Origin of the sequence: Vibrio ulleungensis (assembly GCF_016900875.1) — a bacterium.
In the GTDB taxonomy this organism is placed as follows: domain Bacteria; phylum Pseudomonadota; class Gammaproteobacteria; order Enterobacterales; family Vibrionaceae; genus Vibrio; species Vibrio ulleungensis.
In genome coordinates this window covers 377376-394111 of the sequence record NZ_JAFEUM010000003.1, presented here as the reverse complement: position 1 = coordinate 394111, position 16736 = coordinate 377376, and the positions used below count along the sequence as shown (strand labels likewise).

At 47.3% G+C, this 16736-nt stretch carries 13 protein-coding genes; 4 read left to right on the top strand and 9 right to left on the bottom strand.

The genetic code is table 11. The annotated features are described in order from the left end of the window. Nucleotides 1–3: 3 nt before the first annotated feature. The 6 genes from JQC93_RS10420 to JQC93_RS10395 form a co-directional block, all read right to left on the bottom strand. The gene (locus tag JQC93_RS10420; RefSeq protein WP_205158364.1) at nt 4–1323 is read right to left on the bottom strand and encodes an HlyD family efflux transporter periplasmic adaptor subunit; all 1320 of its coding nucleotides are present in this window, start codon (nt 1321–1323) and stop codon (nt 4–6) included. 355 nt (nt 1324–1678) lie between these two features. Then, nucleotides 1679–2431: a 3-deoxy-manno-octulosonate cytidylyltransferase gene (kdsB, locus tag JQC93_RS10415; protein WP_205158363.1), complete on the bottom strand. Its 753-nt coding sequence runs from the start codon at nt 2429–2431 to the stop codon at nt 1679–1681. Further along, nucleotides 2431–2610 (bottom strand): Trm112 family protein, encoded by a 180-nt coding sequence (locus tag JQC93_RS10410; protein WP_084885722.1) that lies wholly within the window; start codon nt 2608–2610, stop codon nt 2431–2433. The genes kdsB and JQC93_RS10410 overlap by 1 nt, the downstream gene beginning before the upstream one ends. After that, the gene (gene lpxK, locus JQC93_RS10405; RefSeq protein ID WP_205158465.1) at nt 2600–3598 is read right to left on the bottom strand and encodes a tetraacyldisaccharide 4'-kinase; all 999 of its coding nucleotides are present in this window, start codon (nt 3596–3598) and stop codon (nt 2600–2602) included. Before lpxK ends, JQC93_RS10410 begins: the two co-directional genes overlap by 11 nt. 2 nt (nt 3599–3600) lie before the next feature. Beyond that, nucleotides 3601–5352: a lipid A ABC transporter ATP-binding protein/permease MsbA gene (msbA, locus tag JQC93_RS10400; protein WP_205158362.1), complete on the bottom strand. Its 1752-nt coding sequence runs from the start codon at nt 5350–5352 to the stop codon at nt 3601–3603. Between the two features lie 43 nt (nt 5353–5395). Then, nucleotides 5396–7714 carry a DNA internalization-related competence protein ComEC/Rec2 gene (locus JQC93_RS10395; protein WP_328833591.1) on the bottom strand — a complete coding sequence of 773 codons (2319 nt, stop codon included), beginning with the start codon at nt 7712–7714 and terminating at the stop codon, nt 5396–5398. Nucleotides 7715–7722: 8 nt separating this feature from the next. Here JQC93_RS10395 and JQC93_RS10390 point away from each other — a divergent pair, with 8 nt between their 5' ends. Beyond that, nucleotides 7723–8262 (top strand): DUF2062 domain-containing protein, encoded by a 540-nt coding sequence (locus JQC93_RS10390; protein WP_205158360.1) that lies wholly within the window; start codon nt 7723–7725, stop codon nt 8260–8262. A 60-nt stretch (nt 8263–8322) separates the two neighbouring features. Here JQC93_RS10390 and lolE read toward each other — a convergent pair whose 3' ends face one another. Genes lolE through lolC form a run of 3 tightly spaced genes read right to left on the bottom strand, consistent with a single transcriptional unit; the run spans nt 8323 to nt 11478 of the window. After that, nucleotides 8323–9570, bottom strand: coding sequence for a lipoprotein-releasing ABC transporter permease subunit LolE (gene lolE, locus JQC93_RS10385; protein WP_205158359.1), 1248 nt, complete (start codon nt 9568–9570; stop codon nt 8323–8325). Next, nucleotides 9567–10277, bottom strand: a complete 711-nt coding sequence (gene lolD, locus JQC93_RS10380; protein WP_205158358.1) for a lipoprotein-releasing ABC transporter ATP-binding protein LolD — start codon at nt 10275–10277, stop codon at nt 9567–9569. The genes lolE and lolD overlap by 4 nt, the downstream gene beginning before the upstream one ends. Then, nucleotides 10270–11478 (bottom strand): lipoprotein-releasing ABC transporter permease subunit LolC, encoded by a 1209-nt coding sequence (gene lolC / locus JQC93_RS10375; protein ID WP_205158357.1) that lies wholly within the window; start codon nt 11476–11478, stop codon nt 10270–10272. The genes lolD and lolC overlap by 8 nt, the downstream gene beginning before the upstream one ends. Nucleotides 11479–11664: 186 nt before the next feature. On the opposite strand from lolC, the gene JQC93_RS10370 reads away from it, so the two are divergent. The 3 genes from JQC93_RS10370 (at nt 11665) to JQC93_RS10360 (ending at nt 16597) form a co-directional block, all read left to right on the top strand. After that, nucleotides 11665–12234, top strand: a complete 570-nt coding sequence (locus tag JQC93_RS10370; RefSeq protein ID WP_205158356.1) for a PilZ domain-containing protein — start codon at nt 11665–11667, stop codon at nt 12232–12234. 5 nt (nt 12235–12239) lie between these two features. Next, nucleotides 12240–15680 (top strand): transcription-repair coupling factor, encoded by a 3441-nt coding sequence (gene mfd, locus JQC93_RS10365; RefSeq protein ID WP_205158355.1) that lies wholly within the window; start codon nt 12240–12242, stop codon nt 15678–15680. An 86-nt stretch (nt 15681–15766) separates the two neighbouring features. Continuing rightward, complete coding sequence (locus JQC93_RS10360; RefSeq protein ID WP_205158354.1) at nt 15767–16597, top strand: peptidoglycan binding protein CsiV; 831 nt, start codon at nt 15767–15769, stop codon at nt 16595–16597. The last annotated feature ends 139 nt before the right edge of the window (nt 16598–16736 follow it).

Genomic DNA, 16736 nt, shown 5'->3' with positions numbered 1-16736 from the left:
CAATTACCCTCGCCCTGGACCGTTGCCACGACCCCGCTCCATTTTTACATTCTCAACTTCTACATCGTCGGCGGTTGGTTTAACCGTGGTCACTTTTATACCTGCGTACAACGGGCGTAGTCGACTAGAAAGCAGTTTTGCGTTGTCGGGTAGGGTTTCTGAGGTGGCCACCCAGTACTCTTCACCATTAACCTCTGTTGTCCCGTGAAGCGTCACCTGGCTTTCGACTAGACGGTATTCATGTAACTCATCGCTGTCGGCGATGTCTTGTAAATAGTAAACTCGATCAAAGTCATGCAAAGCACGGTCGGTGATCAGAAAACTGTTTTCGACCGCAGGTGACACCCAAGATGCGTAGACATAATTGCCTAGCAACCTTTCTTCTTGTTGAAAGCCAAACCAGACACGTTGACCCGCTGAATTTGCCATGCGAACAGGGTCTGTATGAAGACGACTATAGCGCACGCCAGCGTATTGAATTTCCGCGCCATCCTCTAACGCAAGTTCACTAGCGACCAGAGTTTTAAACAGCAATTCATTACGGTCAAATAACGTAAACAGGGACTGCCCCGCTCCCACTTGCTGCCCTACTTTTAAGTCTAAGTTGGCCACTTCACCGTCAAAGTCGGCGTTAAAACGGTGCTTTTCAATCATCGACTGCTGAGCTTCAATACTAATATCAAGCTGAGTCAAACTCGCCTGAGTTTGCTGACGTAACGCTTCATGGTTTCGGATAGTAAACTCTGCCTGCGCAACACTTTGACTGCGAATGTTAAACTCGTCTTCTTTGGCCTCTAGCTCAGTCTTCGCCGCTAGGTTTTTACTGTCGAGCATTTGCATCCGCTCTAGAGATTTTTTAGCATTTTCTAACTGTTTTTTGCTGATTGAGAGCAGCTCTTTGTCCAGTGCTTGTTGGCGTATCATAATGCTCTGATTTGCAGCCAACTCCATGCGCTGCGCCTGTAAACGGCGCAATTCGCGCTCGGCATCGCTGCTGTCCAATGTCAGCAACAGCTGACCTTGTTTTACTTTCTCGCCTGGCTTCACATGAATATGCTGCACTTTGGCGGTCACCGTTGTCTGTACATCTAAATACAGCGCTGGCTCAACCAATCCAATAGTAGGGTGCATCGGCTGCCAATTGCCTTTTGTTGTGGCACTGGTTATCACAAACTTAGCCGCTGGATCGCTTTTTTGACCGCGCCCTTTTTTCTGTTCATCTCCATTCAACAGAAAATAACTAACACCGGCGGTGACTGCGATTACGGCTAATACGCCTAACGTGGTAACGATGGCGTGACGTCGCTTGAGTCGACTTAACATGCTTATATCCTTGTCCTTGGCCAAACACCGGTGAACGAAGTACCGAAAAGGCCTTGCATATGTGATTTTATACTAGTGTATACGGAATGCTCTGGAAGGAGGTTTGAAAAGGAATCAAAAGGATCGTCAGACTTTCCTGCCCGGTATATTTGCAACTCCTTCCTAGAGTTGATAACTACTTGTTTCCATTGCCTATACTATCGGTATGTCATGGCAAGTAAATGAAGCATTATACGCATTTACATAGCTTTACATTGATTGCGATCGCCGTCACTTTCCGACGTATGGTTAGCCTCAAAAGGAAAAGGCTTCGTAACATTGCTGTGACGAAGCCTTAACAGATAAAACGACGCCGTTATCGGCTTGCGAGCAATTGACGAACGTGTTCGAGATCTTCTGCCGTATCCACGCCAGCCGGCGGAGCAATTTCGGCCATTTCTATATGGATACGTTCTCCATACCACAACACTCTAAGTTGCTCTAAGCTCTCGATTTTTTCGAGTTGAGAAGGCTCCCAACTTACATAGCGCTCGATAAACCCAGCCCGATAAGCGTAGATACCAATATGGCGCATGAGCGGCTGCTGTAATGGCGCAGGCCCTTTGGAAAAAGTGTCCCTATCCCACGGGATCGTCGCTCGACTAAAGTAGAGTGCATACCCATTGGCGTCGGCAACGACTTTAACCGCATTAGGGTTAAAGGCTTCTTCTTCAGACTCAATTGCAACGCCTAATGTGGCCATTGGTGCTCGCGCTTGCGCTAGGTTATTGGCAACCTGCGCGATAATTTTCGGAGGAATGAGCGGCTCGTCGCCCTGAACATTAACCACAATATGATCCGCTGGAATGGCTAACTTGTTTACCACTTCAGCTAAGCGCTCAGTTCCGGACTCATGTTTGTCTGAGGTGATACACACTTCACCGCCAAACCCTTCAACAACTTCTGCAATACGCTTGTCATCTGTCGCGACAACCACTCGCTCGGCTCCAGCCTGTAGAGCCTGCTCGTGAACCCATTCCACCATCGGTTTGCCCGCAATGTCTGCCAACGGCTTACCCGGTAGCCTACTCGACTGATAACGCGCTGGGATTATGACGGTAAAGCTCATTACTTGCCCTCTTCTAAAGACATTAACCTTGCTTCAGGCTCCAGCAACACGGGAATACCTTCTTTGATTGGGTAGGCTAAACGGTCAAATTTACAGATTAACTCTTGCTTATCTTTGTCGTAGGTAAGCTTTCCTTTGCACATTGGGCAAGCGACAATTTCTAATAATCTATGATCCATATCTGTTCAATACCTGTTGTAAATGTTGAGTGAGCGACTGCATCGCTTTAGGGTCTAATTGGGCATCAACGGGCAAGTACCACCAGTTATCATGCGCAAAACCTGCGCACTTCACGGCGTCTTTCTCTGTCATTATAAGCGTTTGACCTTGAGCGACTAAGCTTACCAAATCCTGTTCGTTAATGGGCGAATGATCGCTAAAACCGTGTTCGGACACCAGATCGCAGTCTAATTGACGAAGGGTGTTAAAAAATCGGGGAGGATGCCCAATCCCTGCTATAGCAACGCATTGAGACAATTGGGAGACTGAGGCTCTTTCACCAGTCACTAAGTTAACAGCTAAATTTGGCTTCAATTGCATGCTATGCTCAGACGGTTCGCAAGATTCACCATTTGCGATAATAAAATCGACATCCGCAAGTCGTGCAACCGATTCTCGTAGGGGCCCAAGCGGCAGTAACTGCTCATTACCAAATCGGCGCTCACCATCAATGATCACCAGCTCCAGATCACGTTGAAGCGCGTAATGCTGTAAACCGTCATCGGTGACCACAATATCCACGTTTTGAGGCAGCAACGCTTGTACTGCACTAGACCGGTTAGGATCAACTGCGACTGGGACAGCCGTTCTTTGGGCAATAAGTTTTGGTTCATCGCCACATTCTATGGCATTGGTATCGCCATTCACTAACAGCGGATAGGCCTTCGCTTTACCACCATAACCACGCGACACAACGCCGGGTTTAAAGCCCATCTCTTTGAGCATTTCAATCAGCATGACAACCACTGGCGTCTTACCATTGCCGCCTACAGATATATTGCCCACAACGACAATAGGAATAGGCGCTCTATAGCTGACTTTTCGGCCCAATAGGTAGGCATTTTTTCTACGTTGCGCTAACCAACCAAACAAGAGACTAGCGGGCTTAAGCAGCGGCCAAAGGACAATGCCCATCCAGTGCTGCTTAAACCAGATTTTCTCAATCAGTGTCATGAGTCACCAAATTGGATTTTATGCAATTGCGCGTAGGCTGAACCTTTCTCAATCAGTTGCTCGTGAGTGCCGCGCTCAATAATCTCACCCTCATCCACCACTAGTATTTGATCCGCACTCTCTATCGTTGATAAGCGGTGAGCAATGACTAACACCGTTTTGTCTTTTTGCAACTCATCTAATGCCGCTTGTATTGCACGTTCAGATTCGGTATCCAGAGCAGAGGTGGCTTCATCTAGAATTAGTACCGGCGCATCGCGCAGCAACGCTCGGGCGATCGCAATACGTTGACGTTGACCGCCAGATAAGTTCGCGCCATTTTCACCGATGATGGTGTCAAGCCCATCTTCAAACCCAGAAATAAACTCCATGGCATGAGCTAGCTTGGCCGCATGTTCAATTTGTTCGCGGCTGTACACTTCTGTTGCCGCATACGCAATGTTGTTGGCTATGGTGTCATTAAATAAGTGGACGTTTTGCGAAACCAACGCAAACTGCTGCCTTAGATTCGCCAGCTTATACTGCTCGATAGCACGGCTATCAAGCTCAATTGAGCCACTGTCTACATCATAAAAACGGGTAAATAGATTAGCAATGGTACTTTTACCCGATCCTGATCGTCCAACCAATGCCACAGTTTTTCCTATAGGGATATCAAAACTCACCCCATTGAGCGCTGGCTTTTCTTTACCTCTATAGGTAAAGACTACATCTTTGACTTCAACATGCCCTTTCGCACGCTCGACGCTGTAGTCCCCGTCGTCTTTTTCTGCTTCCAGCTCCATCAATCCTAACAAGGTTTGCGTTGCTGCCATACCGCGCTGGAAATCAGAAGTAACACTGGTAAGCGCGCGTAGTGGTCTCATTAGGCCAAACATCGCTGAGAATATAACCGTAAAGGTACCAGCAGACAGTTCTGCTCTAATTTGGTCCAAACTGGCAAGATAAAGCACGGCCACTAAAGCCAATGAAGCAATAAGTTGTACAATTGGGTTTGCTGCGGCTTGGGCGGTAACCATTTTCATGGTTTGCTGACGCATTTTGTTGCTCACGCTATCGAAGCGCTCTTTCTCAACGTCCTGTCCACCATAGCTCAGTACGACCTTATGACCCTTAAGCATCTGCTCAGCGGACGAGGTCACTACTCCCATTGCATCTTGCATGTTTTTACTGATCTTTCTAAAGCGAACAGAAACGATGCTAATCGCCCATGACACAAAAGGCGCCACCAACAATAGCACCAAAGATAGTTGCCAACTGTTGTAAAACATCAGGCCAAGCAGAGCAATTATACTTACCCCTTCACGAACGATACTCACCAAAGCTTTACTGGTTGCAGAGGCAACTTGCTCCGAATCGTAAGTGATACGAGACAGCAATCCACCTGTAGACTCTTTATCAAAAAACGTAACCGGCATGCTCATGAAGTGGTTAAAAATACGACGGCGCATTAACATCACCACATTACCCGACACCCAGCTCAAGCAGTACGCCGATATAAAGCCACTAAGACCTCGTATGGCCATCATGCCAAAGATGATAAACGGCAATGTTTTAAGAAAATTGGATTCTGCGTCACCAAAGCCCTCATCCAATAGAGGTTTGAGGAGAGAGATCATGTAAGTATCTGCAAGAGCGTTTACAATTAAGGCGATACTTGCGACTACCAATCCAGCTTTATATAAACGGATAAAACTCCACAGACGCTTGAATGTATGCCAAGTGGTTTCGTTTTGATCTGTACTCATAGGAAGGCTTTATTTAATAGTTAGTTACTTAATATTCTACTCGTTATTGCGACAACTGCCTATAGCAAGAAGCAACACTTTGCACCGACTGGTCGCGCAATACACCGCGATACCATGCTTGATGGTCTCGCTTGCTGCTTGATTCCCACAACCAATGATCGCCAACATGAGTGCCTCGCAGTGTGATTGCACCGCACGTACCCGTATCAAGCCAGTGACTGCCGTGATTTTGATATCGCTGTTTTATCGACGCTTTAGGTAATCCCCAACGGCCGTTGAAGTCAGTGCCCGCAACACTCCATGTCGGATTAACCCAGCGCAATAGTTTTTCCGTTGAGGAACTGTCACTGCCGTGGTGTGGCACACTTAATATGTCCGACTGTAACTGAGCCGGTGTACTTCGTTGCATCAACAAATATTCCGCCAGTTTGTCGATATCCCCAGTAAGCAAAATGCTTTGTTTACCCACAGAAATTCGCACAACGCACGAATCTGGGTTATACGCTCTTACTTTTGTCATTGTTGGCCAAACAACGTCAATGTTTGTGCTACCGATGCGTTTATTTATACCTTTAACACATGGCGACCGCCCCACCATGACACTGGGTGACAGAACTCGTTCAAGCTTGATCTCTTCGATAATTTGTTCCGCTCCTGCAGAATGATCAGCATCATCGTGACTCACAATGAGCCAAATAGGTTTATCGCGGTGGTGGGTGTAAACAAAAGGTATGATTATCGAATCAGCGTAACTGCCTTTTTGCCACGCATTGCCTGTGTCATAAAGCACGATAATGTCGTCAGTCACGACAGCCATCGCTAAACCATGACCAACATCAAATACAGTTACGGTGATCAACGTTTTGTCGTCGGTTGAGCGACTGAGCAGGCAACACAACCAGAGCATCGCTAGGTACGGTGTTGAGAGTCGGTAGCTAAGCCCAAACACAGCGGCAGAAATAGGTAATAGTGGCAACAACGGTACCCACCACACCACAGGCAGCCACCAAATCACATAAAGCAAAAAGGCAAGACACCAATCCGTTAGCACCAGAAACCAATTCAAGAGGGTAAAAGCAATATCAGCTAATAGGCTCACCTCTACCCACGTCGCTGGCACTAACAGCAGCGACGCAAGCAACAAAGGCATCAGCACAGCACTGAGCAATGGCACAGCAAACAAATTAGTGATGATACCTGTGATGCTTGCACCACCAAATCCTAACAAGCCTAAAGGCATCAAGCCGATCACAAGGCAGAGCTGTAATCGAAGCAAGCTATGAAAATAAGAAGGCCTAAGCCAAAATGAGCGACTTATTATCATCAACCAAACAGCGCCAAAAGAAAGCCAAAGAGTGCTTCCCAACACTTCGCTTGGGCGCCATATCAACACGACATAAAAGAGTAGCTCTAAGGCTCGTAGTGGAGGCAGTTTTAACCTAATCAAACGCCATAATACAATGACCAACAATGCTAGAACAGCGCGCTGAGTGGGTAACGTAAGCCCTGACACATAGCCTAGGCAAACCGCAGCGACAAAGCCCACCATATAAGGTGTCCAATATGGAAATCGACACAGCGGTACACTACACCACGCGAGGAAGTACCCCGTGCCAAACGCTAAACCAATATGCAAACCGGATATAGCAAACAGATGTGACAAACCGTGTTTCGCAATACGATCCCAATTGTCGCTAGTAATATCGCCTCGAACACCAAACAGAAGCGCCTTCATTAATGCATTGTGATTAAAATGTTGGCTGAGCTGCGTAAACGCTGCAAACAGCCTCGAGCGAGAACTGCCCCAATGCAATAACCGCATTGGTTCACTGTCGTTGACCACAAATTTAGCAACGATTTGTTTCTGAAATGCCGCTCGTTCACGGTCAAAGCCTTTCGTATTGAGCACACCGACAATGGGTTTAAATTCCCCAGTTAGTGTCCACACCTCGTCCATTTCGAACAGGTTTTGCCCACTAGAAAGCTCTACCGTAAACTGCTGCCACCATGAAAGCGGAACTCCGCCTACCCCAAGCACTGTGACGAGACCTGAGACACCATGCAGATTCTGCTTAAAATAGCTGTCAATTTCTACGGTTATGGTAATATTCCTATCCAAATTTGAGGCTTGAAGATTGTGGCGTTTAAATTGAACTGACTGCGCTAATGCACTGCATATTGCTAAAACTATGGCAGTGATTAAAATGCGTTCCCACGGACCTTTTATGCTCAAAAACAACATTATCCAAATGGCTAATAAGGGAAATAGCCAGTAGACGTTAGGAACAGCAGGAGTGAAATAAACTCCTATAATCGATATTACAAAAAACACTCTACTTAGGTTGCTAGTTACAAGAGTCATTTTCCCAAATGCCAAGAAAAACACTTAAACGATTTATGCCCAACCACGAACTCATTAAGCGCCAAAAGGCGCTTAAAGTGTTTGGGAACGTGCTATATAACCCCAACCTGTGGGTTTTAAATCGACGTTCCGCCTCGGGCGCTTTCGCTGTCGGGTTGTTCATGTGTTTTCTGCCTCTCCCTAGTCAGATGATATTTGCCGCTGCTATGGCGATTATTCTTGGTGTGAACTTGCCACTCGCGGTCGCTTTAGTCTGGATAAGCAATCCCATCACCATGCCGGTTATGTTCTTCTTGGCCTATAAAGTCGGTGCTTGGGTGATGCAAACCCCTCATCAAGAATTTAGGTTTGAACTCTCGTGGCACTTTCTTATTGAGCAAGCAACAACCATTGGCCCTCCGTTTTTACTCGGTTGTGCAATCTGCGGCCTGCTGTTTGGTTCCATGGGCTATTTTGGAATTCGAGGTGTATGGCGCTACTCCGTTGTTCGGAGCTGGAAAAAACGCCCTGCATGGCAACGAAAGCACTTTAAAATAAAGCGTAAATAGCCGTTGCGACAGACACAAAAAAAGGACCCATTGGGTCCTTTTTTCATACTGTTCTAACCATTATTTAGAACTGAGCACTCGCGCTGGATTCAGTTGTGCAGCTTTCTTTGCAGGGAACCACGTCGCCAACAAACTCAGCCCAATTGCGGTTAATGACACACTAGCCACATCGCCCCACATTAATTGTGACGGTAAGAAATCGATAAAGTAAATATCGCCAGAAAGGAATTGGTGGCCGATGAGCGTTTCTAGTCCAGTGATCACCTGAGTCAAATACAAGGACAAAAGCACACCAAACACGGTACCTACAAACGCACCTAGCACACCTGTAAAAACCCCGTGCCACATGAACACACGTTTTATGAGCGCATCGCCAGCGCCCATAGTACGCAAAATGGCAATATCGGACGCTCTATCTTTTACCGACATCATTAGAGTGGAAATAATATTAAAACACGCCACGCCAATCACCAGCACCATCACGAAATACATGATGGTTCGCACTAATTGAATGTCGCGATAGATGAACCCAAAATCGCGCTTCCAGCTATTGATGTAGACATAAACGGGTAACTGATTACCCACTCGCTTCATAATCGATTGGGCGTCAAGAACCTCATTGGTTTTCAATGCCACACCTGTGACACTGTCACTCATACTCATGAGCTTTTGGGCGTCTTGAAGATGCATATACCCAACACTGCCATCTAATTGCCCACCAATGGATAAAACGCCAGCTAACGTGACTCGAGCACGTTTTGGCATCGCTACTTTACCTGCACTGTCCTGGGAGGTGGGTATCAGCAAGGTGAAACTATCGCCAACGCTGACATTTAACTGCTCTGCGATCCGCTTGCCTAGCACCACACTCATCGAATTGGGTTGCAAATTCATGGCTGCACTGGGCGTCGTAAACTCTTGCAAAGACGACACTTTCTTATGCTGCTCAGGTAGGACGCCATTAAGCTCAAGCGCTTTTAATTGGTTGCCTTTTTCGGCAAGTGCGGTCCACTTAATAAACGGCGCTGCCGCCACAACCTGTGGATCGGACTGGGCAATATCCACAACAGTTTGCCAATCAGAAATTCCGCCTTCTACAACTTGGAAATCTCCGTGAGGAATGACAGACAAAACTCGCTGTTCTAACTCACGCTCAAAGCCGTTCATTGCGGATAACCCCACAATGATCACCGCAACACCAACAGCAATGCCTAGTATCGACGACACTGAAATAAACGACACCATGTTATTGCGTTGCTTCGCCCGACTAAATCGTTGACCGATAAACAGAGACAAACTGCCCATCACAGCGCTCCCTGCGCATTTGTATTGCTCTCACCCGACTGAAGCAACACCCCGTCTTGCATGCGCATTTGACGGTCCATTTTATCCGCCAACTCATTATCATGAGTCACCACCAAAAATGCAGTGCCAGAACTGGCATTGAGCTCTCTCATCAAATCGTAGATTGCGAGCGCCGTGGTATGGTCTAGATTTCCGGTTGGCTCATCGGCCAACACTAGAGCAGGCTCATTCACTAGCGCACGTGCAATCGCTACGCGTTGTCGTTCGCCCCCTGAAAGCTCTGATGGTTTATGTTCAACTCGGTGTGACAGCCCAACTCTATCCAATAGCTCAGCGGCTTTTTGTTTGGCTTTCGCAGGAGATTGGCCGCCAATCAGCAGCGGCATTGCGACATTCTCTAACGCCGAAAAGTCCGCCAACAGGTGATGGAATTGATACACAAACCCTAAGTGTTGGTTTCGCAGTTTCGCTTGTTGATTTGAGCTTAAATTTGCAATAGGTTTACCCATAAACTCAACGCTGCCTTCACTTGGGTCATCTAGCGCGCCTAACAGATGCAGTAGAGTGCTTTTCCCCGAGCCTGATGTGCCAATAATGGCAACCATTTCGCTAGGCTCAACCGCAAAGCTAACTTGATGCAATACCGGCGTTTCAACACTGCCCTCACGATACGTCTTAGACAATGAGTGACAACTTAATAACTTATTCATAGCGTAATGCCTCGGCCGGTTTTACTTGTGATGCGCGATAAGATGGAAATAGGGTTGCAGCAATACTAAGCGCAATCGCGCCTATAATGACAATCAACACTTGAGAGCTTGAGACAGCCACAGGCAGCGAGCCGCCATAAGCAAACAGTGGAACATCAAAAAACTGCAAAATGGTGTTGAGTTGTAGGGCCAAAGCGACGCCCAAAGCGCCTCCAATTAAGGCTCCTATCACCCCGCTTGAAGCACCTTGCACCATAAAAATACTCATCACCCTGCCGGAGGTTAGCCCTTGGGTTTTTAATATGGCCACTTCTGACTCTTTTTCCATAACCACCATGATTAACGCCGAAATAATATTAAATGCAGCAACCGCCACAATCAGTCCCAGCATCAAACCCATCATATTTTTTTCCATGCGAACCGCTTGAAAAAGTTCCCCGCGATCATTACGCCAATCCTGCCACTGCCAGCCCTGAGCTTGGTACTGCGTGGCAATTTTCGACACGTTAAAGGAGTCTTCAAAATAGAGTCGCCACCCCTGAGCTTGCTCCGGCTTGTAGCGCATGAGTTTGGCGAGATCTTGTCGATGGGTCATGGCTAAGGTTCTATCCGCTTCCGATCCGGTATTAATAATCCCAGACACAACAAAATTACGCTGTGCTGGCATCCGTCCTAACGGTGTAAATCGACTGGCACTGGGTAAAATAAGTTTGATTTTGTCGCCCACACGAACTTGCAACTGACGAGCCAGCAAATGGCCCAGCACCAATTGGTAACTGCCGTTTTCCCACTCAATAAAAGGAGGCGACATCATAAAAGCGTAACTTGGGTCGTTTTTAAGATCATCGATAGCAACCAATTTAATGGCCGCTATTTTGCTAGCACTTTGCAGTACGGCTTCACTCTCGATAACCGCTTCAGCGCGAGAGACACCACCAAGTAACGGCACCGCTTGCTTTGCCGACTCTGAGACTGTAATAGGGTTGGCATCTTGAGAAATAATGGCTTGCGAAGACACACTTAATATCCGGCCCTTTAATTGCGTTTCAAAACCGTTCATTACCGACAACACCGCCACCAGTGCCATCACGCCAATTGTAATGCCTGCGGTAGACAGGGAAGAAACAAACCGGCTAAACCGATCGCCAGAGCGACCTCTTAAATACCGTAAGCCAATAAACAAGGAAAGTGGTTGAAACATAAGGCCCTAACCAGACTAAATGATGCGGTTACTCTACCTTGTAAACCCAAAAACGAATAGACCTTGAGTGTAGATTTGCCGTTATTTTCCACAAATGCTGCATTTAGCTCCGGCATTTCTTGATAACTCGACCCAGTTGGCGATAATCGACAGACTAATTAGACCGTTGCAAGGACCTAGGCCTCTATGAGTCAACCACAATTCTTTACCGTACAGCACGGTCTCAGTATCCAAATAGATTGGCTAGAGGCGGACCAAACTCTTCCATCCATGGTCGACTTTGAAGCAGAGATCCCAGCAGAATTTAAAATCGCCTGTGAGTTTAGTCACTTAGACAACCGCAATGAACAAGCTGCCGCAGAACTGGCTAAGCATGACTTGCAAGCCGTCAACGAGCTTTTTCAAAACCAAAACAAAAAGATCAATATCCTCCTTGGCTTCTTTTTGGCGCAATATCGTCAAAACTCAAACAACCTAGTGACCACTCAGTTTGGCGCGGGTGAGCTCAGTGTTGCCATCGATGAAAATGTAGCAATAGGTACGTTGGCTCGGGTCACGCTATTTTTGGAGCAGCCTTCTGCAGCGGTATATTGTTATGCAAAATGCGTCGAAGTCGCTACCACAGAGCAAGGCCAAGAAGCCAAACTAGAGTACCAACGCATTCGCGAAGATGATCGCGACTTGCTGATCAAAGCTGCGCTAAATCAACAGCAAAAATTACTAAGACAACGTTCACTAGATAGAGACGCTGAATAATCACTATGTCTGCAACAACACTATTTTCACTGCCGTATTCGTCGGCACAAGGCGACAAGAAACAACTTGGCTCACTGGTTGGTGCGGCGCTCCCTATTGCAATATCTGAATACACTAAGTTGCACCAAAAACCGGTGGTATTGGTGGTGTCCGATCCCCAAACTGCGCTGCGTTTGCAACAAGAGCTCGATACCTTAACCGAACAAACCGTGTCGCTGTTTCCCGACTGGGAGACGCTGCCCTACGACAACTTCTCGCCTCACCAAGAAATCATCTCGGACCGCATAGCCCATCTGTATGCGATGCCAACGCAAACGCAAGGCATTACCATAGTTCCGGTTTCAACCTTGATGCAGCGTCAGGCGCCCCGTGACTACTTATTGCAGCAAACCTTGATGATCAAATCGGGTGATCTATTTTCGCTTGAAAAACTGCGCATCCAATTAGAGAAGTCAGGGTATAGACACGTAGACCAAGTGTTTGGTCCTGGTGAATATGCCAGCCGCGGTTCGATCATCGACCTGTTTCCAACCGGCAGCGACGCGCCCTTTAGAATCGACTTTTTTGATGACGAAATAGACTCGATTCGAACTTTCGATCCTGAAAATCAGCGTTCACTAGACGCTATCGACGAAATTCGCTTACTCCCGGCGCACGAGTTCCCAACGACAGAAGAAGCGATTGAAGATTTTAGGATCCGTTGGCGTAAACAGTTCGATACCCGTCGTGAGCCAGAATCAATTTATATGCAGGTGTCAAAAGGCACTTGGCCTGCTGGCATCGAGTATTGGCAACCGCTATTTTTTGAACAAACAGAAACCTTATTCGACTATTTTGCCGATCACTGCCTTATCTTAAAAGTGGGCGATCTTGATAGTGCCATGGATAAATTTTGGCACGACGTCGAATATCGCTTTGACCAACGTAAAGTGGATCCACTTCGCCCGCTGCTAGAGCCCAATCAGTTGTGGCTAAAAAAGGAAGATGTGTACGCAGGGCTCAAGCCCTACCCACAGGTTCAACTGCATAACGACAAAATTTCGGCCAGCGCTGCCAATAAGAATGTAGCGCTCGAGGCACTGCCAGAGCTTACTGCGCAGCACCAGAATAAAGAGTCGCTCGCCAGACTGCGCCAGTTTGTTGAGAAATACAAAGGGAAAATCATCTTCTCGGTAGAGTCTGAAGGACGCCGCGAAGCTTTGATTGAGCTGCTTAAACCTTTAAAAATTAATCCGACTCAAGTAGAGCGTTACCCCCATGCCATTGAAGGTGACGCACGTTTCCCACTGTTGATCACCTCGACTGAGCACGGATTCATACACTCTAAGCCAGATTTTGCCCTCATTTGCGAAAGCGACCTGCTTGGCGATAGGGTGATCCAGAGACGCAAAAAAGACAAACGGGCAATTAACAGCGACACTGTCATTAGACACCTTGCTGAGCTCAAACCGGGTCAGCCCGTAGTCCACCTCGACCACGGCATAGGTCGTTATACTGGCTTGCAAACATTAGAAGCCGGCGGCATTGCGACAGAATACGTCACGTTAGAGTACTTAAATGAAGCTAAATTATATGTTCCAGTTGCCAGCCTTAACCTCATCAGCCGCTACTCGGGCGGCGCCGAAGACGGTGCACCGCTGCACAAACTGGGCAGTGACTCCTGGTCAAAAGCGCGCCGTAAAGCCGCAGAAAAAGTGCGAGACGTTGCGGCTGAGCTGTTGGATGTCTATGCAAAGCGTGAACTTAAACCAGGCCATAAGTTTGTTCTTGATAGAGAACAATACGCGGCGTTTAAGACAGGCTTCCCCTTTGAAGAAACCGACGATCAAGCCATGGCAATCAATGCCGTCATGTCGGATATGTGCCAAGCAAAAGCGATGGACCGATTGGTTTGTGGTGATGTTGGCTTTGGTAAAACCGAAGTGGCTATGCGCGCGGCATTTTTAGCCACCGATAATTCTAAGCAAGTCGCCGTATTGGTTCCCACAACTCTATTGGCGCAACAACACTTCGAAAACTTCAGAGATCGCTTCGCAAATACTGCGGTACGTGTGGAAGTGCTTTCCCGGTTCCGCTCGGCAAAAGAGCAAAAGCAAGTGCTCACCGATTTAGCCGATGGCAAAGTAGATATCGTGATTGGCACTCACAAACTGCTGCAAAGCGATATTCAGTTTAGCGATCTGGGGCTGCTGATTGTTGATGAAGAGCATCGATTTGGAGTAAGACAAAAAGAAAAAATGAAAGCGATGCGTGCGGATGTCGACATTTTAACGCTTACTGCTACGCCCATTCCAAGAACGCTCAATATGGCGATGAGTGGCATGCGCGATCTGTCGATTATTGCGACGCCACCTGCGCGTCGACTCGCCATTAAAACCTTTGTAAGGGAGAACGACGACAGTGTCGTCCGCGAGGCTGTATTGCGTGAAATTATGCGTGGTGGTCAAGTGTATTTCTTACACAACAATGTCGACACCATTGACCGCGTTGCCGAAGACCTCGCTAAGCTGCTGCCAGAGGCGAGGATCACTACCGCTCATGGACAAATGCGCGAGCGCGAGTTAGAGCGCATCATGAATGACTTTTATCACCAAAAATTCAATTTACTGGTGTGTACAACGATTATCGAGACCGGTATCGATGTTCCTACTGCCAATACCATCATCATGGATCGAGCCGATCGTTTAGGTTTGGCGCAGTTGCATCAATTACGCGGCCGTGTGGGCCGTTCTCATCACCAAGCATACGCCTATCTGCTTACACCTCATCCTAAAGCGCTTAGTAAAGACGCGGCAAAACGCCTAGACGCCATTGCATCGCTGGAAGACTTAGGTGCTGGCTTCACTTTGGCCACTCACGACCTCGAAATACGTGGTGCGGGCGAGCTCTTAGGCGATGACCAAAGTGGTCAAATCCAAACAGTGGGCTTTACTTTATATATGGACATGCTTGAGGAAGCGGTTGAAGCGCTTAAACAAGGTCGTGAACCGTCATTGGATGATCTGCTTAGAGAGCAAACAGAGGTTGAGCTTCGACTGCCTGCGCTGTTGCCCGATGACTACATTCCAGACATCAATACTCGTTTGTCCACATACAAACGGATCGCGAGCGTTAATTCCGACAATGAGTTAATGGAACTTAAGGTCGAACTCATCGACCGCTTTGGGCAGTTACCAGAGCCGGCGCAAAACCTGATTTCAGTGGGCGAGCTTAAACTGCTTGCCGCCAAACTGCATGTCAACAAAGTGGAAGCACACGAAAAAGGGGGTTACATCGACTTTTCAGCGCAAGCCACTGTGGATCCAATGAGATTGGTTAAAATGATCCAGAGTAGCCCTGGCGAATTTGCAATGGGTGGCCCAACGAAGCTTAAGTTTATGGCGGAGTTATCGGATAGAAAACAACGTATTACACACGTGAAACAGCTACTTGCTAAGTTTGCTTGAGCAGTCGCTTAGCTTACGTAAATAGAAAATTGCTGTTAGACTAAGAGCCATACCGATATGTGGCCTATACCTTAGGTGGAAGATTAATGAAAAAACTGCTTGTCCTATTGATGATGGTCAGCGGCGCTGCTCAGGCAGCAACTGCAACGCAAACTGATCGACTGTTTGATGTCGAAGTGCTCATTTTCAAGCGCGCGGTTGAACCTACCGCTGCCCGTGAAGCTTGGCCTGATGAACTCAGCGACATCAATTTCTCCAGCGCTCACTCCTTCGGCGATGCAAATTATCGCACGGACAAGGGTGTAAAAATGCTGGGGATTGATGAGTACGAGCTTACCGAATACAAAGATAAGCTTAATCAACACGCCGGATATGACGTGCTGTTTCATAAAGCTTGGCAGCAACCTGACTTGAGTAGAGCCAATGCTCCTACTTTTTTGATCACCGCAGGCAAAGACTATTCAGACCAGTACACGCCGCAGGGTTTACATTATGATGAAGCCGATCTCAAAGGTGAGTCAGAGCGTACTTTGCCGGCGCAAGAATTGGTCGGTAAATTAAAGGTCTACATTAATCACTATCTGTTTCTCGAGTCACAACTGGATTTAAACATTCCTACCATTCAAGACGTAGAAATTGAAGCCATTGAGCCTAAAGAACCAGAGGTACTTGTTGCTGAAGAGGCTGTGGTAGAAAGCGCTGAGGTGAATGAGACACAAACTCTGAGCGTACTAGACATCCAAGAAGACGACACAACCCAGTTCGGCGGATTTGAAAGAGTTACTACTGAAGTGATCACAACCGAAGTGCTAAAGGCCCATCGCTTTGAGCAGCGTCGTAAAATGCGCAGTGGCGAAATCCACTACCTTGACCACCCGTTGATGGGTATTGTCATTCAAGTTCGTCGAGCAAACTAGCGATATAAGACATTATCAACGCACCGTGCGTTGGTACAGGCTTCAAAAAAAGCGGCTAGGATATTCTCCTAGCCGCTTTTCTATTTAACTGTTACAAATCCACAAGTGGAGCAAGCTCCACTGCTTAGACTCCTATACC

Coding starts and splice junctions, on each gene's coding strand:
- mfd (WP_205158355.1), top strand. CDS start 12,240: ATGTCTGCAACAACACTATTTTCACTGCCGTATTCGTCGGCACAAGGC.
- lolC (WP_205158357.1), bottom strand. CDS start 11,478: ATGTTTCAACCACTTTCCTTGTTTATTGGCTTACGGTATTTAAGAGGT.
- lolD (WP_205158358.1), bottom strand. CDS start 10,277: ATGAATAAGTTATTAAGTTGTCACTCATTGTCTAAGACGTATCGTGAG.
- kdsB (WP_205158363.1), bottom strand. CDS start 2,431: ATGAGCTTTACCGTCATAATCCCAGCGCGTTATCAGTCGAGTAGGCTA.
- msbA (WP_205158362.1), bottom strand. CDS start 5,352: ATGAGTACAGATCAAAACGAAACCACTTGGCATACATTCAAGCGTCTG.
- JQC93_RS10410 (WP_084885722.1), bottom strand. CDS start 2,610: ATGGATCATAGATTATTAGAAATTGTCGCTTGCCCAATGTGCAAAGGA.
- JQC93_RS10420 (WP_205158364.1), bottom strand. CDS start 1,323: ATGTTAAGTCGACTCAAGCGACGTCACGCCATCGTTACCACGTTAGGC.
- JQC93_RS10390 (WP_205158360.1), top strand. CDS start 7,723: ATGCCAAGAAAAACACTTAAACGATTTATGCCCAACCACGAACTCATT.
- JQC93_RS10370 (WP_205158356.1), top strand. CDS start 11,665: ATGAGTCAACCACAATTCTTTACCGTACAGCACGGTCTCAGTATCCAA.
- JQC93_RS10360 (WP_205158354.1), top strand. CDS start 15,767: ATGAAAAAACTGCTTGTCCTATTGATGATGGTCAGCGGCGCTGCTCAG.
- JQC93_RS10395 (WP_328833591.1), bottom strand. CDS start 7,714: ATGACTCTTGTAACTAGCAACCTAAGTAGAGTGTTTTTTGTAATATCG.